Origin of the sequence: Butyrivibrio sp. CB08 (assembly GCF_003625485.1) — a bacterium.
Classification (GTDB): domain Bacteria; phylum Bacillota; class Clostridia; order Lachnospirales; family Lachnospiraceae; genus Butyrivibrio.
This window is the reverse complement of record NZ_RAIR01000005.1, coordinates 1-26443: the sequence shown is the minus strand read 5'-3', so window position 1 is coordinate 26443 and position 26443 is coordinate 1. Positions and strand designations below refer to the sequence as shown.

Sequence of the window (26443 nt, the reverse complement as noted above, 5' to 3'; positions counted from 1 at the left end):
TCAATGTCACCGGTATGCTGTTATTGAAAGGGGGATGGTAGTGTGAAACCCATCGAATTCTTAGAGCATTATAGAAACAATATAAAGTTTTATCTGCCAATGATAGATCATGAGAGGAAGTACTGGCCAAAAGTTACGGAGCAACTTGGGGATATAAACATTGGTTGGGATTGTGGCTCATTAGGACGTCGCCCATACTTCCTGGAATGCTGGTCAGGAAATCATGTTACCATGATCACATTCTATATATCTACTATTGGGATTGAAGATTATACTGTTGAAGATATTGAGAAACTACTTATTGGATCAGGCCTTTATTCCAAGAAAGATGGCTATAAGAAACCGGGCGTAGTTACTATTAATGATTCGAACAATAATGAGTTTTTCTCTGTTAACATCGTTGTGGGTGTGGAAGATGAGGAAGCAGTTATAGACGGCGCAATAATATATCCGTATTCTCAGCTAAACGAAATAAATGGGTATAAAGATATTAAGGCATCCAACAAAGACCAATATGTATTATCTGAAAAGGAAATAGAAGAGGTACTTGATCCTAAGAACCTTTCCGCTTCTGACAAGAAGCTCGTTGAATCGTGGGAAAAGGAGGGGCTTACAAGACGTAGAATGGCAGAATTATTGATTTATGAGATGTGAATTGGTTGCCTCCGCCTAGTGTCTCAAACCCGTTAATTTAAGCGGCTTTTTTGTATCCAATTTATTACCCAATGCATGTAAGATAATTGAAATTTGTAGAGAATAAAGATATGAAATATTCTAAATTAGAGAAGAAAATAAAGAGGCGAATAACTGTAATAGTGTTTATTGCTCTATTGACAATTATCATAGCTACACTATTATTTACGCAGAAAATAGCAACTAGCATAGGATTTAAGTACGCTATACAGGGAGTAGATGTTTCGCATTTCCAAGGAGATATAGACTGGAATGTGTTAGAAAAACAGGGAATATCTTTTGCTTATATTAAAGCAACAGAAGGAAGTAGTTCTGTGGATTCTTGTCTTAATCAAAACTACCAAGGTATACAGAATACCGGGCTTGAATATGGTTTTTACCATTTCCTGAGTTTGGAAAGTACGCCTGAAGCGCAACTTGAAAACTTTAAAGCCGCTACAGGCGAGTATCATATGGATTTGATTCCCGCCATAGATATTGAATGGTATGGTGACGAGAGACATAATCCACCAGAAAAAGAAGAAGTATTAAACAGCCTTTTTCAAATGGTCTCGCTCTTCGAAAAAGAATACGGCCAGAAACCTGTTGTGTACACTACTCAGAGCTATTATCTTAAATATTTTTATGGCGAAAAACTGGATTTTCCGATTTGGATTAGAAACGTCTATTTTAGTCCTTTCCAAGAATGGGCAATTTGGCAGTACACAGACCGAGCCGTTATAGATGGATACTGTGGTGATGAAATATACATTGACCGCGATGTTATGAAGGATTCAGAATATAAAAACATTCGACTAAATGATTGATGCCGCTCTAAATTAATCGCAAATAACCTCTATCCCTTATAAGATAGAGGTTTTATTTTTTAATCTGTTAATCTGCCAGCATATTTTCTAGTAACATACATAACCTAATAAACTCATAATACATCTACATCTTACGTGTTTTTATGTTTTGTACTTAAATTTTTAGTTATAATTTCCGGACCATTTTTTATATTAATTTTGTATTGAATAGTACAATATCTTTTTATCCAAATTAGCACTCTCTGTTGACGAGTGCTAATTATGGTGTTATACCATAAGTAGAACAAAGGAACAGAGAAGACCGTTAGGACTTAGAGGTTCCAATGATCCAAACCCTCCGTCCCAATGCTCAATAACAGTTAACAAATTGTTTTTGTGCAAAGGAGGTAAGCATTATGTTAGCACCTAGTATTTTTGAAGAGAATTTCATTGATGATCTGTTTGGATTCCCTTACATGAAGGAATTCGACAACATGGAACATGACATGGAGCGCAAGCTTTATGGCAGGAAAGCATCAAGGATGATGAAGACCGATATCCGGGAAAAAGATGATAACTACGAGATTTCAGTAGACCTTCCCGGATTCAGGAAAGAGGACATCACAGTAGAACTTGATAACGGCTACATCACCATCAATGCTTCTAAGAATCTTGATAAGGATGACAATAACAAAAAGGGTAAACTTCTTAGGCAGGAGCGCTATGCAGGATCTATGACAAGAAGCTTCTATGTTGGCGAAAATGTCGAAAAAGAAGATGTCGATGCCAGCTACAGACACGGTGTTCTTAATCTGACGATTCCTAAAAAGGCCATGGAGAATAAGATCCCTGAAAAGAATCTGATAGCCATTGAAGGCTAATACATAGTATCACTCCTTCGCCCTCCGCTGCTCATATAGTAGCGGAGGGCCTTTTTAATTCTTTGGATCCGAGTTTCTATGAAGGACAGATAAGCGTAGAATGATAAGTGGAAATGGAGATCGTTTATGGAACGCCTGAGCTGTATCCTGACATTACGTACGACGAGGCCTTTAGCAGTTTCTTTTCAAATAGGAGTTGGTCCTATTTTGTGAGCGACACTGGAAAAGATGTCGTGCAATTTGAAGGAGATTGCATGTATCATGATACTCAAGTGACGGCTACAATACAATTTGTCTTGGACATGGAAGAGTGAACATTTGAATTGGAGTACCTAGGATTTAATAATGTTCCTCAGTCTGTACTTATTACATATGCATTGATTACTAAGGTATTTGAAGAATACTAGATGCGAATATTGAAGAAGTAGGCGAGGTGAACAATACCTTTTTGAATTATAAGGCCAAAGGAGACAAGGAGAATGAATGTTGATGTAAATCTCAATATCCACTACACAGCACCGGATCAGGTATGGGATAAGGTCGGGAAAGTATATGAATCAATGCCATACTGGGCTGGCACTGAAAATGGCCCATGCTGGAAAGGTAATAACATTGATCTCTGGGCGTCTGTAGAACCAAGTGGAATTCAAATTGCTGGTGAAATGCCAGATAATATATGGGAAAGCTGGTACTTTGGTTTAAAGAGAAAACTGACAGAGTCTCTTGGATATGAGATTGGGGAGCCAGAAGATGGCTTCGATTTCAAATATGATTGGGATTAACTGAAGAAAGCTATGGATAATAAGATGTAACACACTATTTCTAGGGTCGCACGCCATACGACCTTTTTTATTGCTCTTAACGCTATCATAAGAGCAGCAAATAAAACAAGGCGGAGGGCGGGGCGAACTGTTACTATTCACAATCGATGGAAATAGGGGTTGAAGTATAAAAAACACTTTGTAGAATAATACGTATCGGGCGCCCGGTGAAAAAGAAAATGGAGGTTCAGAAGATGAACGATATTAAAATCTTTTCCATCGGAAAGATAAGTAACAATGATGAAATGGTATGTATAAAGCTGGATGCAAAATATTCAGAGGGATTGAAAGGTCTGAGCGAATATAGTCATGTACAGGTGCTTTGGTGGGCAGATGGCTGTGATAACGAGTCAGATAGAAGTATTCTGATTGAAGATAAGCCGTATAAGAAAGGGCCTGATAAATTGGGCGTATTTGCATTACATTCTCCTGAAAGGCCTAATCCAATAGCGGTATCTAATGTAAATATATCTTATGTAGATGAAAAAAATGGCATTGTAGGTTTATATTACATTGATGCTTTTGATGGAACAAATGTATTGGATCTAAAGCCATATGTTCCAAGCGTTGATAGAGTTAAAAATGCGAAGGTTCCTAATTGGTGTAGCCATTGGCCAAAGTCTTATGAAGAGAGCGGCGACTTTGATTGGGAATCAGAATTCAATTTTTGATAAAGGGGACAGTATGACACTAGCAGATTATATATACAATAAGCCGATTATTGAAACTGAGCGATTGATTTTGCGACCTATGACCTCAAGTGATGTTCCTGCTCTGAATGAATGGATGCCGGATAAATCAATTTATACATATTGGGGTAAAGGCCCCAGTAAGTCCGAAAAAAATCCGGAACTCATGTTTGAGAAGGAATCAAAACCAACAAAGAGCTTTCATCTGGGAATTGCAGAAAAAGGGAACAACAAGGTAATAGGTGATATTTGGATTTATCTGATTGAACATGACAGAATGGCTCAGGTAGCTGTAAGATTATCCAAATTTGTTCATGGGCAAGGATATGGGACGGAGAGCCTATCTGCCATTACAAGATTTTGCTTTGAAAATACAGAACTAAAACGATTGTGGACTGAAGTTGATGTAAGGAATTCTGCTTCATGCAGGATTCTGGAAAAATGCGGTTATGTAAAAGAAGGCATGATCAGACAAGGCAGAATGGTAAATACCTGGTGTGACTATTATATCTACGGCATTCTTAGTTCAGATTATAATCACTGTGAATCCCGACACTGAAGTCCTCGGAATGAAAGAAGCCCGTGGTTGACGGGTTTCCGAGAGGGTAAAGAGACTTAGGTACCACAAAAGTACCACACTTTTTCAAATGCCAGGTACAGAATAGTGCATGATAATGCATTTTCGCTATAGGGCAGTCAATCAAATATTTTGCAAAATAGGGACACTTTCTAAAGAGAAATCTTAAGGAAGTGTCCTTTTTGTTATGGTCTCAAAATCAAAACGGAGGAAAAAACCGATTCCTTGTATCATGCTTTCTGCAATCTGATAGAAATCATCTCCCAGAAGTCTTGCCGCCATACTATCAGAAAAAATGTGTGTTTCATTGTTCTCATAGTGATATGCCCTCACAAAGCAGCTCACTTTAGCGGTTGTATTGTCCATAACCGACTGCCTCCTATTCAAACAGCATTGCCAGAAATAAGCTCCACCACTTCTATGCATAGAAGTGGTGGAGCTTATTTGTATAACAGTATCTATTTTTCTTCATTTTTGCAATTAATAAGGATTCGTTCAAGAAAAGAATCAAACTGTAGTATCTCCTCATCAGAAAATCCATTATAAAAGACCTTGTTCATCTCGTTGGATACAAGCTCAATCTTGTCCAGAAGACCCTGTTCTTTTCCTGTCAGAGAAATGCGAACACTCCTTCTATCTGTCTCATCACTTTCACGGTTGATATATCCATCTCTCAAAAGACGACTGAGGATTCCGGTAAGTGTTGATTTATCAAGACAAGTCTTTTCACACAAGGTTTTAATCGGGACACTATCATTTTCCCATAGTGCAAATATAACTCTTCCTCTCGCACCTTCCAAGTCTGACATATCATGATCTCTAAGTAATCTATTCCACACTCTGCCACATACCTGATGAACCTGTGAAAGTAGTGTTCCACCCCGTGTTTTCTTAATCATTTTGTTCTCCAAATAAATGCTTTTCCAGATTATACCAGCCCTCAATTTTGGTAGACGTCACTTTTATTAATGCATAATCCGGGTCACTTTTCCCAAGAGGATAATACATTGTCCAGGATCTTTGCCAAAAGCTTTCCTTCAATTTCTGATCAGCAATTTCTTCTGCTTTTCCGGAAACACATATCCCACGGAATTTTTCAGGTTCAGCAAAATACACTGCAACATTAGGATTATTGCGAATTCTTGTTATCTTATTTGATGACGTATTCGTAGTAAAATACAACTCTACTTTCTCTCCATCCTGAATCAATGATTTTCCGATAAGAGCCTTGTATTTTTGGGGATTGCACAGATTAAGTAGAGCTCTTATTTCCGGCTTTCCTTCTGCATCAACACTTGCCAAATATGCCGCTTTCGATTTTTCAATAATTGATATTACATCATTCATATATTCTTTCTCCTCATATATAGTTTGTATGCAAACTAATATAGTGTAAAAATATTGCCATGTCAAGCTATTCACAAAATAATTGCTTCCGGGATGATGACCCCCTTCATTTATGCGAAAATACTATGTCCGGATAAGTCTGCGGTAAAACATTATGCCGCAATAGTTGTTTATGAAAAGGAAAACCTTGGTATAGATAACCCATCAGCTTAAAATCGCCGGGAATAGTCTTTGCTCAATAAATTCTACCCGATCATAAATTCTCGGCTTAAAGGTGCCGGTGACCCCCACGGAGATGTTTCACTTAGGGATAATGTCGAAGTTGCCATTGTGGTATGTAAAGAGTATCAGAACAAGCATATTTGAAGACGATTCGTTGAAGATATGTTTAAACTTGCGAAAGAAAAAGGAATGGACACTGTAAAGGCAAATATCTATTCCTTTAATGAGAAGAGTAGGCGAATGTTTGAAGTGGTTGGATTCAAAAAATAGATGAAGAGTGGTACAAATACCAAAACAGTAATTTTGAACATTATGAAAATGTAAGTGAAAAACAGGCTCAAATAAGTGAATTTGGGGCTGCTTTTTTATTCTGCGATAAAATGCATGAAGTTACTAATTTATTATTTCGTGAAAAACTGAAAGGAGAAAAGCAATACTTGGAAGTCAATATTGAAATCAAACTGGCAGACAGAAGTAATTTCACCGATTTTTCCATGGATTCTTTTGATCGGTTTCAGGAGGTCAAGAACGAATATAAACCAATATGTAACAGGCGCGGTTATTAAGGAACTGCGGGGAAAGAACAAAATGACTCAGCGTGAGCTGGAAGAAAAAGCTGTTAGAGGGCGTTTTACATATAGGAGATAGTCGGTTATGGACAATACAACGGCTAAAGTGAGCTGCTTCGCAAGGGCATACCACTTTGAGAACAATAAAACACACATTTTTGCTGATAGTATGGCGAAAACGATTCTGGGAGATGATTTCGATCAGATTGCGGAAAGCATGATGAAGGGAATTAGTTTTTTTCTTCCGGGATTTGAAGGAACGAAAGAAGAAGGGCTTAGGCTTATTGTCGATAAGCAATTATCTTCATCCGTGCTTGGAAGAAGCGCATATTGTGAGAGAAAGCTTTTGGATGAGATTACAACAGGATGTGGCCAGTATATTATCTTTGCCTCGGGCTATGATACTTTTTCACTCAGAAATGAAAATGCGGCTGTTCAGGTATATGAGCTGGATCTGCCAGACATATTAGATGATAAGAAAAAGCGACTTGACAATGCTGGATTAAAGACGGCAGCGAAGTATGTACCATGTGACCTTGCTGATAAAAGCTGGGTAGAAAAACTGCTTGAAAAGGGCTTTAATACTTCTGAACAATCATACGGAAGCCTCTTGGGAATCAGCTATTATCTGGAAAAGGATGAGTGGAAAAAGCTGATCCGGCTTGTTTCAGGTATTATGCCGGCAGACTCTGCGATATGTTTTGATTTCCCATCTACCGATGAGAGCAAGGAAACAAAGGTGAATAAAACTTTGGCCAGTGGAGCAGGAGAGCAGATGAAAGCACAGTATTCGTTTGCGGAAATGGAAGCTCTTTTATCTGAATGCGGATTTAAGGTGGCGGAGCATCTTGGAAGTGAAGATATGACAGAGCAGTACTTTGCGGATTATAACAGAAACTCGTCTGAACATCCGATGGCTGCACCTGTTGGAGTGGAGTATGTGTTTGCTGTGCAAGGGGAGAATATTAGATGGAGAAACTGACAGAGAATATGATTCATTGGGCTGAAAGCAAACTTGGCAGCACAAAGTATGCAGGCTGGTGTCTTGCGTTTATCGAGGACGCACTTGAAATCAGCAATAATATCGAAATATTCGGAGGAGATTCTGCGAAGGAATCCTGCGAACTGTACAAGGACGCGTTGCGGGACGGAGTGCCACAGCGAGGCGCGTTTGTTTTCTATAACTGCCTGTGTCAGGGCGAAAACGGCCCGGTCAACTGGGGACATTGTGGCATAAGTTTAGGGGACGGCCGTGTGATTCATGCGTGGGACGTAGTCCGAATCGATGACTATCTGGAAATCGAAAAGTTGACAGCTCTGACTGGAGATCATCCAGAATACCTGGGCTGGGTGCCTCTTGAACGTGTGCTTAGTCAAAAACCATTAATGTATATTGTCAAAGCAGAGGCAAATCAGATAGAAAAGGTTACGGAATTCGTTTGATGGAATGCATAGAAAAGGATTTCCCATGTGATACTGAGTTTAATCTGGATACCCCATGCTGGAATGAGCGGACAAATGCTTTTTACAAAAGATTAGGTTATCGTATCATAAAAATTGAGGATGGATTCGTATTTTACCAAAAAAGAAATCATGAGCCCAATATCATTTAGCATTCCTATAAAGCAAAAATCCAATTTACGGAGGTCTAGTAAAACCGGAATTTGTGGAGGTGATTATTATTGGACAAAACACTTTATGAAATGATCTATAAAAGAAAGTCATTTCATATTTTCAGAAATGTCGGGAACGAATCAATCAGTGGAGCTGAACTTGATGATATACAAAATGCATATACAGCATTTATTCCTCTGAATCCCGGAATCAAAACCGCCATTCGTATTGTTCCTGAAGAGCAGACTAATTGCAAACGAGGTGGAGAATACTGCGTTTTGCTTTATAGTGAAAAGAAAGACGGCTATCTGCAAAACATTGGTTATCTCGGGGAGCAACTCGATCTTTATCTGGTATCCAGAAATATCGGAGCGCTTTGGTTCGGAATAGGCAAAACACAAGAAAAACCCTTTGAGGATATGGAATTCGTCATAATGTTTTCTGTCCGTAAAATCAGTGATGGCTCTAAATATCGTAAGGATATGTTTAAGAGCAAAAGAAAGAGCGCTGAGGAAATATGGGAAGGCGAACAGATTCCGGGTGTGAGTGATATTGTCAGGTTTGCGCCGAGTGCCTGCAATTCTCAACCGTGGCTTGTAAAGAACAACGGTGAGCTTTCGGTTTACAGATACATGAAACCCGGAAAAAGAGGGATTATGCCTGCCGATAAGGTTTCATTTTACAACCGAATCGATATAGGGATTTTCATCTGCTTTATGGATATTTGCCTTGAGTATAACGGTGTTGAATTTGAGAAAACACTTTATTCAGATGCGGGTGGTGATAAAGAATTGGTGCTGAATGCCAAGTACAGACTTTGTAGTTTACAGGGAGAAAAATTGCATGAATGAAGTGAATAAAACATTATATATCCCGCTGTATGGAAAATCAAAGGTGAGTCAACAAGGTATTATTCTGAATGATCCCTTCGCTGAGAAAATATGGAAAGAAGAAGCTTTCCCAATTCGTGGAAAGTCCAGGTCAAAATGGCTGGCTTACAATATGGCTATGAGAGCCCGTGTATTTGACGACTGGACAGCCTGCATGCTGAAACAGAACAAAGATGCGTTAGTGATTCATATTGGGTGTGGACTTGACAGCAGGCATATGAGAGTAAAAACTCCCTGCTCAGAATGGGTGGATTGCGATCTTCCAGATGTTATTGAGATTCGCAAGAAGTATTTTCAGGAAAATGCAACGTATCATATGATGTCTCTGGATGCTTCAAGACCTGAGCAGATAGGAACGCTATCAGATTGCGATATGGCCATTATTGTCCTTGAGGGAATTAGTATGTATCTTACCAACAGCCAGATGCGTGGTTTATTAAAAGCGTTTGCCGAAAAGTATCGGGAACTTCATATCCTGATGGATGCCTATACTGAATTCGGAGCCAAAGCATCAAAATATAAAAACCCGGTAAATGATGTTGGTGTTACAAAGCTGTATGGAATAAATGATATCGAGAGCATGACTAATGGCCTTCGGATCAGATTTGTAAAAGAGCACAGCTTCACCCCTGCCGCGCTGGTCAAAGAGCTTACGCCAATTGAAAAGTTAGTCTTCAAATTACTGTTTACAGGCAAGCTTTACAAAAAGATATATCGCCTGTACGAGCTCAAGGCATAAATTCTCATTATAAGGGTACTAAAGGAAAAAACATGATGAATAATTCGATTATATTGCAGTATCTATCTGAACTTGAGAAGAACAATGACAGATCTTGGTATCATGCTCACAAAGATATGCTGCATTCAGCCACAGAGCAATTTGAAAATGTAATTCAAGCATTGATTTATGAAATTGGAAAAGCAGATGCAAGCATTATTCATAATGAGGCAAAGGATTTAACTTTTAAGCTTGTGAGAGATACAAGGTACAGTCATGATAAATCACCATATAATCCTGCTTTTCGCGCACATATAAGTGCGGGTGGAAAACAGCCTATTCCAGTAGGATATTATGTGTATGTAAGTCCTGGAAATAAATCCTTTTTTGGTGGTGGACTGTTTGCAGATATTTTTAAGGATGCAACGAAAATGATACGGGATTATATTACTGCAAATCCAGAAGAGTGGAATGAAATACTACAAAAAGATACTTTTTGCTCGTTATTTTCTGTTAAGGGGACTGCGTTAAAAAAGGTTCCACTGGGATATGACATAAATCATCCTTGTGCCAAGTATCTAAAAAATAAAAGCTGGTATTTGGAATACCCGGTATTTGATGAATTGGTACTGGATGCTGATGAATTCATTGATGAAGCGGTAAGAATATTTATGGAGATGAAGCCGTTTAATGATTACTTGAATAGGGCACTATACGGATTTGCAATGCCCAAACATAAATAGAAGCAGATCTGCAGCGTTTCATACATTCAATGGTGTAGCTGCCTAACTGATATGATGTCACTCTATGCTGACAGACAAGAGACCATGGAACTTATAAGAGGAGTATTGGAATGAGTACTATACCATACGTGATTGAACAAACCGGAAGAGGCGAACGTAGCTACGATATTTATTCAAGGCTGCTGTCCGATAGAATTATTTTTTTAGGCGAAGAAGTAAACGATGTAACAGCGAATTTAGTCGTTGCTCAAATGCTGTTTTTAGAATCACAGGATCCATGTAAGGATATTCAGTTATATATAAATAGTCCTGGAGGTTCTATAACGGCTGGGTTTGCAATATATGACACCATGAAATATTTAAAATGTGATGTATCTACTATCTGTGTGGGCCTTGCTGCAAGCTTTGGGGCTTTTTTATTAGCTGGTGGAACTAAGGGGAAGAGAATTGCACTCAAAAACGCAGAGATAATGATACATCAGCCGGCGATTCATGGAAATGGAGTCCAGGGACAGGCAACAGATGTTTTGATTGTGTCAGAACAATTACAGAAGACAAAGAAAAGACTAAATGCTATTTTAGCTGAAAATACTGGAAAGAGTATTGAAGAAATTGTGGATGCAACAGAGCGCGACAACTATATGTCATCGGAAGATGCTCTTGAATTTGGATTGATAGACAAAATTATTGAACATCGTATTTAAGAAGCTTTATTGCTAATGTGTGATACAAATGGAGGGATTATTATGAAAAAGGTGATTGATTTACTCCCTTTTTACATTTGTGTTGCTCTTGATAGAATAATTCAAATTTCGATTTGTAAAGGAGAGGAAAATGTCAGCGATTAATAGAATTGAGACCGACGAGTTTTGGGCAGATTCGACTATAATTGAAGCTGGGGATTATGTATTTATTGGCTATTGTATGGGAAACGAAGGTAAAACAATTGAAGAGCAAATTCACGGGGCAATTGATACATTAGAGAAAAGATTACAGATGGCAGACTTAACCTTAGAATCGGTTATAAAAATGGATTGCCTTTTTAAAGATATCAATGATTTAAATTATTTACCGGAAGTACTAAAAGATAGATTTGCGGGTAATTATCCTGTGAGAAAAGCATTTACATCCGATTTCATTCGTGAAGGAATTCGTTTTCAGATTGATGCAATTGCTTATAAAGGATAAATTCAAATTTGTACATATAGAAACACATGTGTAAAAAGGGACTTGCTTTATTATCCTTTAGGGAAGACGGATCCTGATTACACTCTGCTAAAGTTCACATCAACCAAGATCGAGGGCTGGTATGATTTTGGAAAGCATCATTTCGAAGTTTGAGGAGACAAGAGGAGATTTAAGAGAATGAAAAAGTACTGGTTGCCAGCTCTTTTGTTGTTTGTTTTTGAATCTGTTGCAATATCGTGCTGGCTGGCAATGGATAATATATTTTATCTATTCAATTTTAGTTATATTGGCTGTTCAGTTGCGATAGGAGTATTTCTATATATTAAGAACTATAAAAATGCCAGGAGGGTTGCTCAGCTGTTGGTCGGACTATATATGCTGATATATATAGGCTTTATTGGCAATGAAAATATGCAGATAGAAGGCTTTTGGTACTACCTATTTATAGGTGTATTTGATGCAGCGACCATTCATTATGCAGTGGCGAAAATATTTGGGCCTCTTATTTTTGGCAGAGGCTGGTGTGGTTTTGCATGTTGGACTGCAATGATTTTAGATTTTCTACCATATAAAACAACGCAACAGCCAAGAAAAAGGATAGGGTGGATAAGATATATTACTTTTGCAGCCTCATTAATATTTGTAGTGTTGCTATTTCTTGTGGGAGCAACAAACATGGAAAGGATTATGTTTTGGGCTTTTCTTATAGGTAATATTGCCTATTATCTTGTAGGAATTATTCTGGCATATGTATTTAAGGATAATAGGGCCTTCTGTAAGTATATCTGTCCGGTTACAGTTTTTTTAAAGCCAATGAGCTACTTTTCACTTCTTAGAATTAAGTGCGATAAGACCAAGTGTATTGATTGTGGCAGATGTAAAAAAGTATGCCCAATGGATGTAGATATCACGGATAATTCGAGAAAAAGAAAAAATGCTACAGAATGCATTTTATGCTTTGAATGCGTAAAGAATTGTCCCAAAGGAGCATTGTAGGGATATTTAAAGATGAGAAAAGATCTTTTAATCAAAGCAGCACAGCTTTACGGTTTCGATACTGCTTCTGTCAAGGAAGTCCCCGGGCATAAAGGAGGCAGGAATCTGGTATTTATGATTGGAACTGATTCTGTACTCAGAGTGGCTACTCTTTCAGATAGAAGTATTGAGGATTATGAGGCAGAAATCGAGTATGTGCATTATCTTTCTGAAGGTGGAGCCAGCGTGGCAGATTCCATTCCTTCAGAAAAGGAAAATCGCATTGAAATTATCGATGGGATGGCAGTGACCATGTTTGAGGCTGCAAAAGGTGATCAGATAGCTGATCATGGTTACCAGTATATTGATGGAGTTCCGATAGATGAGTACTTCTATCTTACAGGCAAGGCTTTGGGGAAAATACACGCTCTTTCAAAGGGCTACAGACCGATTCATAAACGGTTTGATTTCTTCGAGAAGTACAATGAAAAATATTTCGAGAGCCTTATACCTGATGATTTCTTTTGTTTACATATGAAGATGGGGCGTCGGGTAAAAGACAGGCTGCATGAAATCCTGGAGGAACTGCGCAAACTTCCGCAGAACTCCGAAAACTATGGAATGGTCCACTTTGACTATAGCGATGGAAACTATAACATTGAGTATGATACAGGGAGAATCAATGTATTTGATTTTGATAACTGCCGTACTTGCTGGTATTTGTATGATATCGCCAATTTATGGTCTCATGGTCTTGGGTGGATTGCCTGGAATAATGACGTAAATGAAAGACGGGCATATATGGAAAAATATATGCAGACAGTTATTAATGGATACCGGACCGAGTGTACCATAACCGATGAAGAACTTAAGCATCTGGATCTGATGGTCAATGCAGTATTGATGGAAAATATCATTGACGTCTTTGAGATAATGAAGGCTGCCGGTAAGGAATTCGATTTCGATACGGAAGAAAGCTACAATGTGAAGTGCCTTGTGGAGGGTCTTAGCTGGTTTGGCTTTTACAGTGATATTTTTGATGTCGAATCACCTTTTGAGGTAAAGAATTAGAATACGTGAAAAACAGACTCAAATAAGTGAATTTGGTTTTGTTTTATTATCGGAATGATAGAATAAAGAAAAATGTTGATAAATGAAAAAGGAGATATACCATGACAGATTATATTGCTTTTTGCGGACTTGATTGTGAACAATGTGAGGCTCGTATCGCTACAATTACTGATGATAACAAATTGAGAGAAAAGGTGGCAGAAGAGTGGTCAAAGTTTTATGGGGCAGAGATAACTCCTGACATGATTAATTGTGTGGGTTGCAGGCTCACTGGGGTGAAGTCTCCATATTGTCAGTCAATGTGTCAGATCAGACAATGCGCTTTGCGGAAGAATATTGAGACTTGTGGGGACTGTATCGAAATAAAAGATTGTTCAAAGGTATCTAAAATCATTAGTAATAACCCTGATGCAAAGCGTAGACTTGAGAAAAGATGATGTTAGGCATACTTCTTGGCATGGCCATTGGAATGGGAAAAAAGAACTCTGATAGTGAGTGATATAATTACTTTGTATCATGAAATATAGCTAAGACATGGGGGTTTATGGATAATAAGGACTTGATAGGGGATTTTGGTTTACGTATAGCGATATGTGATGATGACAAGTCTGATCGTGAAAAGGTTAATGCACTTCTTCAGGAGTATTTAGAGGGAAAATCCATTAAAGCGCTGGTTAAAATATTAGATCACCCGGATACACTCTTAGAAGAGTGCGAACATTATAGACCTCACATTTATATTCTGGATATAGTTATGCCAATGGTTACCGGAATACAGGCAGCAAGAGAACTAAGGTGGAATCAGCCGGATGCCCAGATTATATTTGCTACTTCTGAGAGCTCTTATGCACTGGAGTCTTTTGATGTAAATCCTATCAATTATTTATTGAAACCAATAGAAAAAGAGAAGTTTTTTTCAACGCTGGACCTGGCTATTTCTCGCGTGGAATCTGAGGGTGATAAAACCGTTTGCATAAAGATAAAAGGTGGCATACAGACACTGCGCCTGGACGAGATACTTTACATTGAATATCGCAACCATGTGATCTCATATCACATGGATAGAGGTGAAGTCATATCAACGCCATCATTAAGGATAGGCTTTGCTGAATATCTTGCTGAGAATCATCCTGGTAAAGATTTTATAAGATGCCATGAATCAATAGCTGTCAGCATAGCAGCAATTGATAAGCTGACAAAAACTGATATAACGCTTCGTGGTGGAGAACAGATACCTGTAACAAAGAGTAGATATTCAGATGTTTGGGACAGGTACATGGATTATAGGCTATGAGGAGTTGAAAATGGATAACAAAGCGAACAAGTATGATATCCCTAAAACGGATGGCAGTGTATGGCCGGAGGATATCTGCCCGGTATATACACCAAGAGAGGATGCTATTCCAAGTATAAAAGGCTGCTGGTATTGTAAATATGCAGATTTTCATCTTAAAGAAGAAAGGGCACTTGAGGTAGGCATCTGCAAATGGCCAAAAAAAATTATTGATTAAGAGGGGAATGAAAAATGATTTTTTTACACTGTATTCAATGCTTGTCATTATACCTGCGATTGCAGTCATAGTGCTGATTATTATTGGATATATTCATGCTCCGCTGTGGTGTGTGATTCTTAATCCCTTTGTCTTTCAACTTGTTGGATTTTGTTTTAGAGCAACGAAGCTTGAGATCTTCATTGATGCACCAAGCTGCTGTGCTGCGAGTCTGGGGCTTGCGGCATATGGGCTGTTGACACTCATTTGTTTATGAGGATTATTGAAGAATGAAAATAAGTGAAAACAGACCCTTATAAGTGTAATAAAGGGTCTGTTTTTTATTGGGTGCAATATTCATAATCAGGAAACTCGAAGTGGTAATAGATGATAGAAGAGGTTTAGGAAATGAGGGAAAAGAATCTGATTTTTTGGAAATGGGAAATTCTATAAAAGTGCACTTATTTACTTCTTGGTAAATTCGGAGAGGACTTCGAATAAACAGCATTTAACAAGTGGACTGCCTGGAACTTGAAATGGTATTTTGAAAGACCGGAGAAATTAACGATGCTATAATAATTTAGAAATACATAGTATCAAGGGGGGATTAGTTATGGCTGACCTTTTGTCCAATCCATATACATTGCTGCTATTAGGGGATATAGTAGCTCTTTTTCTGTACTATACCATGCATTTGAGTTTTTACGTGATGCGAGAATTCTTTAAGAAGCATAGGATTCTCGTATTTATGATATATGCATTAACTGTGCTGTCTTTCTTTTACGCCAATACGCTGGGAGTGATTTATATAAATCTGATAGCATCATACCTGGCATTCCTCATTCCATTATTCATTTGCTATAAAGTTATTAATATTCGAGGCATAATATATTTCATTTTCTATATTGCTGCCCAGAGCGTAATTGAAGTATTCATCACGATTTATGTTCAAGGCGTTCAGAGTATGGATGTGGTTAGGATAAACTATGACTTTATGACTCCTCAGAGCTATGGAATTATCTTGTCTTTGCAGATTATTGTGGTCAGAGTCATCTGTCTTTTCGGAAATACGGATAAGGACAAGAGGCTTGATAAGGAAATACTTCCATATGTTGTACTGCCAATCGCTACTATCATTATTTTGTTTCTTGATGGCAACAGATATCTTAGAGGAGAGGAATATAACCTTTCCCAATATACTGAACTTATGGTGGTTCTTGTAGCTATTAACATACTTGTCTTTGGATTTCTTGAAAAACACACAAGACTCATGAAAATGGAGATGGAAGCAAGGCAAAATGAGTCAAAGCTTCAATCAGATGCGGTTATTATGGAGATTGCAACCAAAGCCATGAGGGAACGACTTGCTATTTCTGAGAGCATCATGCAGCAGGACAGAGCCATGCGTCATGACAGAAGACATTTTGAGGCTCTTCTTCAAACTCTTTTACAGGATGGCAAGACGCAGGAAGCCCTGAATTGTCTTAATGAGAGGCTCAAACAGGAACCCCACTCTGTAAAAAGATATTGCGAGAATACTACACTTAATGCGGCAATCACACATTACCTGTCTATGGCCGAAAAAGAGAATATAAAGGTAAATATATCTGCTAATATCCCTGCAAATCTGAATGTGGATGAGATGCAGCTTGCCATAGTGATCAGTAACCTTATAGAGAATGCTATCCATGCTTGCGAAAAAGTTCCTGAGAGTGAGAGACGGATTGACATCACGGCAAGGTATAAAAGTCAGCTTCTGTTTGAGATCACGAACTCATGCGCTGAGGAAGTAAAGCTGGATGAGGAAGGACATCCGTTTAATACTGAGGAAGAGCATGGAATAGGAACTAGAAGTGTTCTTAACTTTATAAATCAGACGGATAGCGAGATTAGATATATAGCAGAAGAGAAGACTTTTAAGGTCAGGATGCTGATAAATTAAAGAATAAGTGTAAAACAGACCTATATCAGTGAAACTGGGGTGGTCTGTTTTATTTTTGGGGGATAATAGTATTGTGAAGGGGAGAAACTGATTATGGTTACGAAGAAGGAACTAAAAGAATCACTAAAAGCACTTGGGATAGAAAATGGGATGACCTTGGAGGTACATTCTTCCCTAAGCAGTTTCGGCGAACTAGAGGGTGGTGCAGAAACAGTGATAGATACGTTAAAAGAGCTTGTTACAACAGAGGGCAGTATTTTCATGCCTGCACTACGCCTAAGCCCAGAATTGCCGCTATCTGAGGAAGATAAAAAGCTTGGTGTTACGGTGAAAATAAAAGTACTTCCAGCTGATGCAGACAGGACAGCCATGGGAATAATTGCTGATACATTCAGGAAAATGCCAGACACCTATACGGGAACAGATACGATCAGCACTTCCGGTTGGGGAAAGCACGGAAAAAAGGCGGTGGAAAGCGGCCTCGATTATCCAATCCACAATGGAGGAAAGGCTCTTTTGCTGGGAGTTGATATATATAAATTGACAGCGATGCATTACGTGGAAAGTATCACACCGGAGGATATCAATAAGAGGTTTGAACCCAATGAGGAGATAAATCGAATATATCCCCCGGGGGAGTGGTTTATGGAAGCAGGGCATCCACCTGTAAAGGCATGGTACAAAATACAGGATATGGCTTATGAAAATGGACTTATCAGAGAAAGCTTTATCGGCGACTGCAAGGCAATGTTTTTTGATATATGGTCTGTAGTTTCTTTATATGAAAATGAATTAAGACAAGATCCTTACGGTCTATGGGGTATGAAAAATGAATAAACGGTTCAGACAATATATAGGCATAGTAGTTGCAATAGTTACGTACTATGTGGTTCATGAGGGTGCTCACCTTATCTGCGCCGCTTCTTTTGGCGTATTTAAGCAGATCATCTTTTCAGGGATAGGCATGCAGATAGATGTCTATCGTGAAAAGATGACAGATAATGAACTTGGCATTTTCTGCCTGGTAGGTGCGATAGCTACTTTGCTTGTGGGATATGTTTGGGTTCTTTTGGCAAAGAGAATCTGCAGGTCAAAAAATAAATTGATACTTGCATGCATGTACTACATAACAATAGCGCTTCTATTCCTGGATCCGCTCTACCTCAGCGTGATATGTGGCTTTGTAGGAGGCGGGGATATGAACGGCATCAGGCTCATATGCCCTGAAGTGGCAGCCCGAGTGATGATTGGGGTGTTATTTATTATAAACGGCTTAGTTTTCTGGAAAAAAGTACTACCATGTTATAGAATGGCTTTCAGTATCAGCAAGATCAAGGATGATAATATCACAGAAGCTCTTAAGGAAGATACAGTATAATGGGGAGTAATATGCAGTGAAAAACAGACTCAAATCAGTGTAACTGGGAGAGTCTGTTTTATTTTGCTGTAAATTATTGTTGGATTTCGTATTTGATATGTGGTAGATAGAGAGGAAAAAATGGAAAAGAAAATTAAAAAGTACGTAGTTTTAAGCTATCTTGTGTTTTGGTGCATGGTTCTCGGAATATGTGGAACAGCAAGTATGGTATTTCACTGTCCGCCCGTAGTAATGCGTATATTGTCTAATGTATGTGCCTGGTCACCGACCATAGTGCTCCTTAAGGGATTTAGGTATTTTTGTCCCGGAGTGACCATTACAGGGTTCTATAAAAAGGCTTTTGGCGTGAGAATGTCATTGCTGTCGTTATTTGCATCTGCGGTTATTACCATAGCAGCAACTGTGATCACTGTTTTTGTGCTGTCCCTGATCCAGGGCAGAGCCTTTGGAACATATTGGAGTCTTGGAGTATATCCATTTTGGGCATCTTTTTTATTCTCTGTTACAACCGGTCCTACCGGAGAAGAATCAGGATGGCGAGGGTATATTAGACCATATTTAAACGGGAAATATAGTTTTTTTAAATCGTCAGTTGTACAGGGTGTAATTTGGGCGTTCTGGCATACTGTATTATGGTTTGTCGATTCAGATTACATGGGAATTCAAATGATCCCATACATCATTTCCAACGTTGTTGTAATGACAGGACTTTGCTTTATTATGAACTTTTTTATGGAAAAGCATGACAACCTGATTTATGGCATAGTAATACATTTTTGCTTCAATTTTCTGTACTGCTTCCTGCAAGTTGATATATGGTTCTATGTTATTTTATCAGTGGTATACATCGTGATAATTGCAGGCATTTGTAAAGCAAGGGGTGTGAAATAGAATTATGAAAAAAGGATCATTGTCGTGAAACTTAGCAAAATAATTTTCAGAAGAATACTCCTAATAATTATGATAATTACAGCGGCTGTCTTCTTTGCTTTGCATTATGATTCAAAAGAATATTCCCTGCAAAATGAACAGGAATATATAAACAGAATCTGCAGAATGACACATAACAGGGCTGTTGCTGTAGGAATAATTGATGGCGATGAAGACATATTTCTAGAATACTGTGACATCGATGGGAAAACTGTGAATGAGCATACGCTGTTTGAACTTGGGTCGACGACTAAAGCATTTACAGGGCTCGGAATCCTTAATCTCGAGAAAGAAGGTTTGATTGATTTGGATTCGCCTGTCACATACTATATAGACTGGTTCAGACCACAGTATAAAGACTCCGATGCTCTGGTCACAGTCAGGCATCTTATGAATCATTCAAGTGGTATTCCGGTGTGGACAATATCACTTATCCCAGAGGGAAGCGAAGGGGAGACAACCTTAGAAGGGACTGTCAGAAAGATTGCTGATGTTAAGCTTGCTCACACCCCAGGCGAAGTTCATGAGTATGCAACAATCAATTATGATGTTCTTGCACTTGTTATTGAAAAGGTTACAGGGCAAAAATATGAGGATTATATTACTGAAACCGTTCTAAAAGATGCAGGAATGAATGAGTCATTTTTTAGAATTGCAGACTCTGACAGGCAGCGCATCTTTCCGGGGCGCAAAGCCGGTTTTTTTGCAACGTGGCAATATGATGCTCCAACCTATTATGGAAATACTGCAGCAGGTTACCTTGCGTCGGATACTGTTGATCTGGTCAAATGGATGAGATATGTCAAGTGTAATATTGATTTTGACTCTTTTTCGATACCACGCAGGAACAAATACTATGCAGGCTGGAATATATATCCGGGAACTGTACACCATGGAGGAAACAACCCTAATTACAGTACACAGGTCATTATTTCGAGAGAACGTGATCTTGGGGTTTTTGTTTTATCTGCTTCTGCCGGGGATATCGCCACACGAATAGCCGACGGTATATATGGGATGCATATGGGGGTGAATGCAAGAATCGGGCTTTGTGTGTCTAACCATGAATTTCAAGATTTTCTTCTTGTCATGGGCATACTTTTTATCCTGTATATCGCGTTGCTGTTGAAATACAGAAGAAAGAAGCTATGCCTGTGCGGAGTGATATTGATTTTGATTGTGCTGATCATGATTCCTATAATCTCGCATATCAGCTACAGGTTCATGTTTGTTTGGATGCCTTATAGCTTTGGAGTGATGATCATTAGTATATTAGCATTTGCTATCTGCTCTTATTGGTGTTGTAGCCTATGGAGTCTGATGAAAATATAATAACTTTCGGTTTTATGGACGATATTAGTTATTTATTAGAGACATTTGGGGAGGAAAGTATGAAATACGTTTTGTTATATGTTTTGGGATATGTGGTTTTGTTTTCAGTAGTATGGCTACATGAAGTTGGACATGCCATTTGGCATTATCGTTTTGGATTAAGAAACAACTGGTGGAAGGTTCAGGTTAAACCGTATATCTTTTTTTCAACACCTGGTCCAGTAGATGCCGAGAAGTGGGAGAAGCAAAAACCTATACAGCATGTATTGGGTTCATATGGTGGAATTATGATGAATGCTATATGTGCTGTAATATCAGGAATAGTCCTTACTCTCTTAAAAGCAGACAAAGGATATGTGAGTATGGCATTTTGGCTGTTTATGACATTGCATATTGGCGAGATTGTTTCTTATCTATTCTTTGGCAGTATATATCTTGTAAGTGACATGCAATTAGTAAACGAGTGGATGCCAAAGCTTCGTTTGCCTAATATGTTAGTGGGTGCAATAACTACAATCATATATGTAGTTCTTTTGATTTCTGCGCCGCACGAGTTTAGGCTGTATCTTGTGATATGGAATGTGATAACTGTTATATCTATGTGTGTAGGAAGAATCATCTTTACTGCAAGTGCAAATAAAAAAGCTTCCACGTAACTAAAGAGAAGCAAGAAATAGAGCTTTTGTAGTAGGTTTTACTAATGGCGAAATAAGCCGGTTATTTTACTATTTCTATCATTTTCTCAAAAGGGGTCCGGATTTATCATTAATATAAGATCGACACAACTCACCCAAAGAGAGGATTTATGATTAAGGAGGATTGAGGCATGGAAGGACCTATGGATAGATTATTTGGACATTCTGCATTTGACCTTAATAGAGATGGCAAGATCAGTGGCGCGGAGTGGGCGTTTATAAACGACACATTTTTTGAGGATAACAATGGTCTGTCTACAGGGGTTGATAATGACGAGGACGATATTATTACGGACGACTTTGATGATGAGTTTTAAGGAGATAAAAAATGAGATTTTTAGGAAATATAATTTGGATAATATGTGGAGGGTTGCTTAGCGCAATCGGATGGTGGATTGTAGGACTTCTCTGGTGCTGCACGGTTGTAGGAATTCCAGTAGGGCTCCAGTGCTTTAAGCTGTCATCCATTTCGTTGAACCCTTTCGGAAAAGAGGTTGTAGACGAAGGTGGAGCGGTATCTTTGCTCCTCAACATACTTTGGATCTGCTTTTCCGGAATTGAACTTGCTCTTGCAAACGCACTAATTGGATGTTTTCTGTGCATTACCATAGTTGGAATACCATTTGGAAAGCAGTTCTTTAAGATAGCTAGAGTAGCTCTTTTCCCTTTTGGAACAAAGGTTGTGAGAGTACATTTCTAAGGAGCCAGAAAAAATATATCGACACATTGTCGCTTTTTTGGCGACAACTTTAAGGTAAAGATTTGCTGTTTAAAAGTATCACCATGAATAAATAGCGTTTCATAAATACAGTGCAAAACAGACCTTTATCCGTGTACGGAAAGGTCTGTTTTTTTATTGTGGTGTAATGTAGACTTCGGAGGATGTAGAAATGAAAATAAGAATTATTATATTGCTTGCATTGTTCATATCTACGGTTGCTACCGCATTATGGCTTGGGAGCAGGAAAGTAGACGTTAATACTGATAAAACTGTAGAGGGGCTCTCTGAGGAGCTTCAGGAGGTGTTTTACCTGGCGGCTTTGGCGCCAAGCTCTCACAATATTCAGAGCTGGGTCATTGATGTTGATCCGGAAAAAGAGATTGTGGAGATCCAGGTGGATCCTGAGCGCAAGCTTTCGGTGGTTGATCCTGAGGGCAGAGAGATGTACATATCCCTTGGATGCTATACAGAGACACTGACCAGGGCTTTTGGGGCTTATGGATATCAGTGCAAGACCGAGTACGACTCTTTTGACAAAAAGATGGTAGTTACATATAAGAAAAGCAGTGAAACCGTGGATGAGTACGAGATTGAGCTGATAAAGAAGAGACATACAGAGAAAGCACCTTTCGACAGAACGTTGCTTATTCCTGATGATTTCCTGCTGGCTGCCATAGACGATGCTGATATCTGTTATTATAGAGCTGGGTCTGAGGAGTATGATACTATCAAGGAAGCCACTGCAGAGGCCTATGAGAAACAGGCATATGACGAGAAGGTGGCTTCGGAATTGTCGGAGTGGCTTCGTTTGTCTGAAGATGAGGCCATAGACTACAAGGATGGTCTTCCAGCAGAGCAGCTGGGGCTCAAGGGAATTAAGAAGGCGATATATTACCTGTTTACCGATCACGAATCGGCCAAAGGGGACTCTTTTGCCAAACAGGGCATTGATAATACAGACAGGCAGCTTGAGGGCTGCAACTGTTTCGTGACGGTATCAGCTGGAGATGACGAGGAAGCGCTTATTGATTGCGGAAAAGAGACTGTCAGGTTTTGGCTTCAGATGACTGCAAGGGGAGTATCTGTGCAGCCTATGAGCTATGTGCTTGAAGATAGAGAAACTAGAGCGCATCTGACAAAGGCCATAAATTTATCCCAGTACCCTCAGATGCTTCTGAGAGTCGGATATGTTAAGAACTACGGCGCAAATGCCGGTATTCGCAGGGATTTGAAAGATTATATCAGGGTGAAATAATGGAGAAACTTAAGTTTATTTCGGACAGATCAACAGGCATAGAGGTTGTGAGCCTTGAGGATGTGCGGATCACGTATCCGCCACATACTCATGTGGAGCACTATGTGTTCGGGATCGTGACAGGAGGTAAGATCGTGATTCGGATAGACGGTGAGGAGCTTGAGTGTGCGGAAGGGCAGTATTTTACCGTGCTTCCGGATGTTAAGCATTCAATTGCACCGGTAACGAAGCAATATTCCATGATCACCACCTGTATACCAAAAGGCGGCAGGGCGGAAAGAGATCTTGACGTTATAAAAAGAGAGATCATTGGTAATCCAGAGCTGGAGCTCAGCATCGATCAGATGTCTCAGAAGGTCAACATCAGCTCCTATCACATGATCCGTAAATTTTCTGATGAAAACGGGCTTACGCCCCATAAGTTTCAGATGCAGTGCCGCGTCCGCAAGGCCCAGCAGCTTTTGCAGATGGGATACAAGGTCGTTGATGTTGCGCTGATGGTGGGATTTTGCGATCAGAGCCACTTGGACCGCGTATTTAAGAAGCAGGTGGGGATTTCTCCGGAGCAGTATGCAAACTCCGCAATTTTGTCCAATGCCGGACAGTGAGATTTTGATAAGGTTGTCCTATAAACAAGAAAGAGAGGACAATCGTTATGAAAAACACAGTATTTGAAGCATTTAACAATGGTAGATTCGAGATTCCCGGAGCCAAAAGCTCTTTTGCCCAGATTCCATGGTCCAAGCATCCAACCTTTGAAGGCGTGGAACTCAAGCACATCGTTACGGGAAAAGAGACAGCGGGCGCATATAGCTTCCACCTGGTAAGGATCGCTCCTGGAAAGAGTATCCTTGACCACATCCACGATCCACAGCTTGAGACTCACGAAGTCATCGCCGGTAAGGGTGTTTGCATCAATGATGGCCAGGAAATCGAGTATGTGCCTGGAGTTATCTCAATCATGCCAACCAAGGTGCATCACGAGGTGCACGCAGGGGATGAAGGATTGTATCTGTTTGCTAAGTTCATGCCAGCGCTGTGCTGATGGACTTTGGGGCTGGATTAGTCTTTGTATAGAGCTCTGATGCAGGCATTATTGGTCTCGCATCCAAGTTGTTTCCAGGTGGCTTCATCGCTAAGGTCGAGCCACTCATCGCCAAGCTGAATAAAGGATTCGCCGGGCTTACTTGTAAAGTGGGTGTAGAGCGCTGTATCAAGCTCGAAGTCCTGTCCTTCAACAGGAACGCCATCGGGGTAAGTGATAGCAACGGCGTATTCATCAACATCTACAGGCTCATCCAGATCGAATACGTGGTAGCCTGCAAGGTCTGCGTGGACATCTTGAGTATAGAGGCACTTTGAAAAGTCTGGTGTTAGGATCTGTACAGTCAGGTCAATGTCATCAGAGGTTACAAAGGTTCCAACGGCTGAGAGAGAGCCTTTCCCCTTGAAAACATTGGCGGCGGTGGTTGTATCGCCTGTCTTTACCGGCTCTGTAAAATAAGGACCGCAGTCATGGGACAAAACCTTCGAATATTCATCGGTCACTGACAGGAACAGCGGTGTATCGTAGACCTGGTCGAAGGGCGTATCGTATGAAATATAGAAAAATCCTAAGGGGTAATTGCTGTTGAAGGTGATCCAGGCGCCGTCCTGCGTAGCCTTCTCATGGAAGTAATCTTTGGGAAAAGAGTCATCCCATCCAAGCACAACGATGGAATGGTCAAAATCACCATCACTAGGGGCTGGACAGTTCATTGTAAAGTAACCGTCGTAAGTCCCTTTTTTGCTGGCTGGATCTGGGATTCCGATATAGAGACCGCCGCATTTGCGGATTCCGTCTTTATACTCATCCATGGTCCAGTTTTTGGCAGATATGGCGTGGTCCAGCACAAGGTAATCGTCAAATCCGTTGGAGAGCTCGCAGGCTACAAAATGGCCTGAACCGCCGTATTTTTCTTTATCTGTTCCCTCAGTGAGGAAGATGCCTTCTTCCTTATCGTCGTTGTAGAGTATGTTTAGAAGGTCCAGCTGGTCCAGCTCGATCTTGTCGTCGTGATCCAGCTGGTATGCGGTCATCATGGCATTGGCTGAAGCGCAGATCCAGCAGGTTCCGCTAAGCTGAGCAGTGAGCTCAAAGTCCACGTCGTCAGCAAGGTTATAGTAGCCTTCGGAGCCATGGTTGTATTCATGCTCAGTGTAATGGTGCTTGATGAGACTGTTGTTCTTGGTGGAGAGTTCCTGGGTTGAGGAAGAGGTGGATGCGTCGGCGGGTTGCTCGGTTGAAGCCACGGGTGCTGCTTCAGGTGATGCTGGAGCAGGCGTATTGGGCGCAGAGTTTCCGCATGCAGAAAGAATAACAGATGTTATTGATAACAAGGCCATGTATTTGGCCAGGGCACGAGTTCTATTCATACCATTTCCTCCACGAGATTCTATAGAAAATTATAGATTATAAGCGAAAAAATGACAAAATGAAGTGTAAAACAGACCTTAATCCGTGTAATTGGAGGCCTGTTTTTATTTTTGCAGTAAAGTACCTAAGTATAGAACGCGGGAATAAAAAGGAGGAAGAAGATATGAAGATGAATAGAATTAAAAACTGGCTCTTCCCATTAGCAATGTGGGTAATTTGGGGAATTACTTACGGAATAGCACTTAAAAGCGTAGCGATCGGCGTTAGCCTTGGATTTGTTATGGCTGTTGCGTTTAAGGCTGCCAGAGATGAAGAAGAGTGATATAGGTTAATGTTTTGGACAGGTACAAGTTTGTGCCTGTCCTTTTTTGTATTTCGTTTGAGTACATTATTCATGGTATGATTAATGAGGGTTTTTTAAATTGGTAAATAATCAAAGTAAACGCAACATATTTCAATTAAAATTTTTCTTAAACTAAATGCAACGAAAGTCAGTGTCTA

General features: G+C 39.7%; 35 protein-coding genes. 31 read left to right on the top strand and 4 right to left on the bottom strand.

The window, feature by feature from the left end; translation table 11 throughout:
- Nucleotides 1-42 precede the first annotated feature (42 nt).
- The 6 genes from D6855_RS09720 (at nt 43) to D6855_RS09690 (ending at nt 4428) form a co-directional block, all read left to right on the top strand.
- The gene (locus D6855_RS09720; RefSeq protein WP_120740483.1) at nt 43-654 is read left to right on the top strand and encodes a hypothetical protein; all 612 of its coding nucleotides are present in this window, start codon (nt 43-45) and stop codon (nt 652-654) included.
- 110 nt (nt 655-764) lie between these two features.
- Nucleotides 765-1499: a GH25 family lysozyme gene (locus D6855_RS09715; protein WP_120740481.1), complete on the top strand. Its 735-nt coding sequence runs from the start codon at nt 765-767 to the stop codon at nt 1497-1499.
- 395 nt (nt 1500-1894) lie between these two features.
- A complete protein-coding gene (locus D6855_RS09710) occupies nt 1895-2359 on the top strand; it encodes an Hsp20/alpha crystallin family protein (protein WP_120740479.1) in 465 nt (154 codons plus the stop codon).
- Between the two features lie 479 nt (nt 2360-2838).
- Nucleotides 2839-3141 (top strand): hypothetical protein, encoded by a 303-nt coding sequence (locus tag D6855_RS09700; RefSeq protein ID WP_120740475.1) that lies wholly within the window; start codon nt 2839-2841, stop codon nt 3139-3141.
- A gap of 233 nt (nt 3142-3374) precedes the next feature.
- Complete coding sequence (locus tag D6855_RS09695; protein WP_120740473.1) at nt 3375-3851, top strand: TrmO family methyltransferase domain-containing protein; 477 nt, start codon at nt 3375-3377, stop codon at nt 3849-3851.
- Between the two features lie 13 nt (nt 3852-3864).
- Nucleotides 3865-4428 (top strand): GNAT family N-acetyltransferase, encoded by a 564-nt coding sequence (locus tag D6855_RS09690; RefSeq protein ID WP_120741035.1) that lies wholly within the window; start codon nt 3865-3867, stop codon nt 4426-4428.
- Between the two features lie 183 nt (nt 4429-4611).
- Here D6855_RS09690 and D6855_RS09685 read toward each other — a convergent pair whose 3' ends face one another.
- The 3 genes from D6855_RS09685 to D6855_RS09675 form a co-directional block, all read right to left on the bottom strand.
- Complete coding sequence (locus D6855_RS09685; protein ID WP_120740471.1) at nt 4612-4812, bottom strand: hypothetical protein; 201 nt, start codon at nt 4810-4812, stop codon at nt 4612-4614.
- A 92-nt stretch (nt 4813-4904) separates the two neighbouring features.
- Nucleotides 4905-5345 (bottom strand): MarR family winged helix-turn-helix transcriptional regulator, encoded by a 441-nt coding sequence (locus tag D6855_RS09680; RefSeq protein WP_120740469.1) that lies wholly within the window; start codon nt 5343-5345, stop codon nt 4905-4907.
- Complete coding sequence (locus tag D6855_RS09675) at nt 5338-5793, bottom strand: pyridoxamine 5'-phosphate oxidase family protein (protein ID WP_120740467.1); 456 nt, start codon at nt 5791-5793, stop codon at nt 5338-5340. Before D6855_RS09675 ends, D6855_RS09680 begins: the two co-directional genes overlap by 8 nt.
- A gap of 876 nt (nt 5794-6669) precedes the next feature.
- Between D6855_RS09675 and D6855_RS09665 the strand changes: the two genes are divergently transcribed.
- The 24 genes from D6855_RS09665 (at nt 6670) to D6855_RS09550 (ending at nt 24571) form a co-directional block, all read left to right on the top strand.
- Nucleotides 6670-7566 (top strand): class I SAM-dependent methyltransferase, encoded by an 897-nt coding sequence (locus D6855_RS09665; protein ID WP_120740463.1) that lies wholly within the window; start codon nt 6670-6672, stop codon nt 7564-7566.
- Nucleotides 7554-8027, top strand: a complete 474-nt coding sequence (locus D6855_RS09660; RefSeq protein WP_199712433.1) for a hypothetical protein — start codon at nt 7554-7556, stop codon at nt 8025-8027. The genes D6855_RS09665 and D6855_RS09660 overlap by 13 nt, the downstream gene beginning before the upstream one ends.
- Nucleotides 8028-8266: 239 nt before the next feature.
- Nucleotides 8267-9049, top strand: coding sequence for a nitroreductase family protein (locus tag D6855_RS09655; RefSeq protein WP_243111856.1), 783 nt, complete (start codon nt 8267-8269; stop codon nt 9047-9049).
- Nucleotides 9042-9827 carry a class I SAM-dependent methyltransferase gene (locus D6855_RS09650; RefSeq protein ID WP_120740461.1) on the top strand — a complete coding sequence of 262 codons (786 nt, stop codon included), beginning with the start codon at nt 9042-9044 and terminating at the stop codon, nt 9825-9827. The genes D6855_RS09655 and D6855_RS09650 overlap by 8 nt, the downstream gene beginning before the upstream one ends.
- Nucleotides 9828-9862: 35 nt before the next feature.
- Entirely contained in the window at nt 9863-10549 is a 687-nt protein-coding gene (locus tag D6855_RS09645; RefSeq protein ID WP_120740459.1) for a DUF2461 domain-containing protein, read from the top strand.
- A 110-nt stretch (nt 10550-10659) separates the two neighbouring features.
- The gene (locus tag D6855_RS09640) at nt 10660-11253 is read left to right on the top strand and encodes an ATP-dependent Clp protease proteolytic subunit (protein ID WP_120740457.1); all 594 of its coding nucleotides are present in this window, start codon (nt 10660-10662) and stop codon (nt 11251-11253) included.
- A gap of 130 nt (nt 11254-11383) precedes the next feature.
- Nucleotides 11384-11737 carry a RidA family protein gene (locus tag D6855_RS09635; protein WP_120740455.1) on the top strand — a complete coding sequence of 118 codons (354 nt, stop codon included), beginning with the start codon at nt 11384-11386 and terminating at the stop codon, nt 11735-11737.
- Between the two features lie 177 nt (nt 11738-11914).
- Complete coding sequence (locus tag D6855_RS09630) at nt 11915-12733, top strand: 4Fe-4S binding protein (protein ID WP_120740453.1); 819 nt, start codon at nt 11915-11917, stop codon at nt 12731-12733.
- Between the two features lie 12 nt (nt 12734-12745).
- A complete protein-coding gene (locus D6855_RS09625; protein WP_120740451.1) occupies nt 12746-13783 on the top strand; it encodes a phosphotransferase enzyme family protein in 1038 nt (345 codons plus the stop codon).
- 101 nt (nt 13784-13884) lie between these two features.
- Complete coding sequence (locus D6855_RS09620) at nt 13885-14220, top strand: DUF3795 domain-containing protein (protein ID WP_120740449.1); 336 nt, start codon at nt 13885-13887, stop codon at nt 14218-14220.
- A gap of 107 nt (nt 14221-14327) precedes the next feature.
- The gene (locus D6855_RS09615; protein ID WP_120740447.1) at nt 14328-15077 is read left to right on the top strand and encodes a LytR/AlgR family response regulator transcription factor; all 750 of its coding nucleotides are present in this window, start codon (nt 14328-14330) and stop codon (nt 15075-15077) included.
- Nucleotides 15043-15294, top strand: a complete 252-nt coding sequence (locus tag D6855_RS09610) for a hypothetical protein (protein ID WP_243111855.1) — start codon at nt 15043-15045, stop codon at nt 15292-15294. The genes D6855_RS09615 and D6855_RS09610 overlap by 35 nt, the downstream gene beginning before the upstream one ends.
- Nucleotides 15295-15301: 7 nt before the next feature.
- Nucleotides 15302-15550 carry a DUF6796 family protein gene (locus tag D6855_RS17170; protein WP_120740443.1) on the top strand — a complete coding sequence of 83 codons (249 nt, stop codon included), beginning with the start codon at nt 15302-15304 and terminating at the stop codon, nt 15548-15550.
- A 336-nt stretch (nt 15551-15886) separates the two neighbouring features.
- A complete protein-coding gene (locus D6855_RS09600) occupies nt 15887-17215 on the top strand; it encodes a sensor histidine kinase (RefSeq protein ID WP_120740441.1) in 1329 nt (442 codons plus the stop codon).
- Nucleotides 17216-17308: 93 nt separating this feature from the next.
- Nucleotides 17309-18052, top strand: a complete 744-nt coding sequence (locus tag D6855_RS09595) for an AAC(3) family N-acetyltransferase (protein WP_026512230.1) — start codon at nt 17309-17311, stop codon at nt 18050-18052.
- Nucleotides 18045-18593 carry a hypothetical protein gene (locus D6855_RS09590; protein WP_120740439.1) on the top strand — a complete coding sequence of 183 codons (549 nt, stop codon included), beginning with the start codon at nt 18045-18047 and terminating at the stop codon, nt 18591-18593. Before D6855_RS09595 ends, D6855_RS09590 begins: the two co-directional genes overlap by 8 nt.
- A gap of 120 nt (nt 18594-18713) precedes the next feature.
- Nucleotides 18714-19484 (top strand): CPBP family intramembrane glutamic endopeptidase, encoded by a 771-nt coding sequence (locus D6855_RS09585; RefSeq protein WP_120740437.1) that lies wholly within the window; start codon nt 18714-18716, stop codon nt 19482-19484.
- Between the two features lie 24 nt (nt 19485-19508).
- The gene (locus D6855_RS09580) at nt 19509-20855 is read left to right on the top strand and encodes a serine hydrolase domain-containing protein (protein WP_120740435.1); all 1347 of its coding nucleotides are present in this window, start codon (nt 19509-19511) and stop codon (nt 20853-20855) included.
- A gap of 59 nt (nt 20856-20914) precedes the next feature.
- Entirely contained in the window at nt 20915-21511 is a 597-nt protein-coding gene (locus D6855_RS09575) for a hypothetical protein (RefSeq protein ID WP_158589504.1), read from the top strand.
- 170 nt (nt 21512-21681) lie between these two features.
- Nucleotides 21682-21867: a hypothetical protein gene (locus D6855_RS09570; RefSeq protein ID WP_120740432.1), complete on the top strand. Its 186-nt coding sequence runs from the start codon at nt 21682-21684 to the stop codon at nt 21865-21867.
- A gap of 11 nt (nt 21868-21878) precedes the next feature.
- Nucleotides 21879-22250, top strand: a complete 372-nt coding sequence (locus D6855_RS09565; RefSeq protein ID WP_120740430.1) for a YccF domain-containing protein — start codon at nt 21879-21881, stop codon at nt 22248-22250.
- A 190-nt stretch (nt 22251-22440) separates the two neighbouring features.
- Entirely contained in the window at nt 22441-23526 is a 1086-nt protein-coding gene (locus tag D6855_RS09560; RefSeq protein ID WP_120740428.1) for an Acg family FMN-binding oxidoreductase, read from the top strand.
- Nucleotides 23526-24134: an AraC family transcriptional regulator gene (locus D6855_RS09555; RefSeq protein ID WP_120740426.1), complete on the top strand. Its 609-nt coding sequence runs from the start codon at nt 23526-23528 to the stop codon at nt 24132-24134. Before D6855_RS09560 ends, D6855_RS09555 begins: the two co-directional genes overlap by 1 nt.
- A gap of 47 nt (nt 24135-24181) precedes the next feature.
- Nucleotides 24182-24571: a cupin domain-containing protein gene (locus D6855_RS09550; RefSeq protein WP_199712432.1), complete on the top strand. Its 390-nt coding sequence runs from the start codon at nt 24182-24184 to the stop codon at nt 24569-24571.
- A gap of 17 nt (nt 24572-24588) precedes the next feature.
- Here D6855_RS09550 and D6855_RS09545 read toward each other — a convergent pair whose 3' ends face one another.
- The gene (locus D6855_RS09545) at nt 24589-25941 is read right to left on the bottom strand and encodes a lectin like domain-containing protein (RefSeq protein ID WP_120740421.1); all 1353 of its coding nucleotides are present in this window, start codon (nt 25939-25941) and stop codon (nt 24589-24591) included.
- Between the two features lie 164 nt (nt 25942-26105).
- Here D6855_RS09545 and D6855_RS16700 point away from each other — a divergent pair, with 164 nt between their 5' ends.
- A complete protein-coding gene (locus tag D6855_RS16700) occupies nt 26106-26264 on the top strand; it encodes a hypothetical protein (protein ID WP_158589503.1) in 159 nt (52 codons plus the stop codon).
- Nucleotides 26265-26443: the final 179 nt, after the last annotated feature.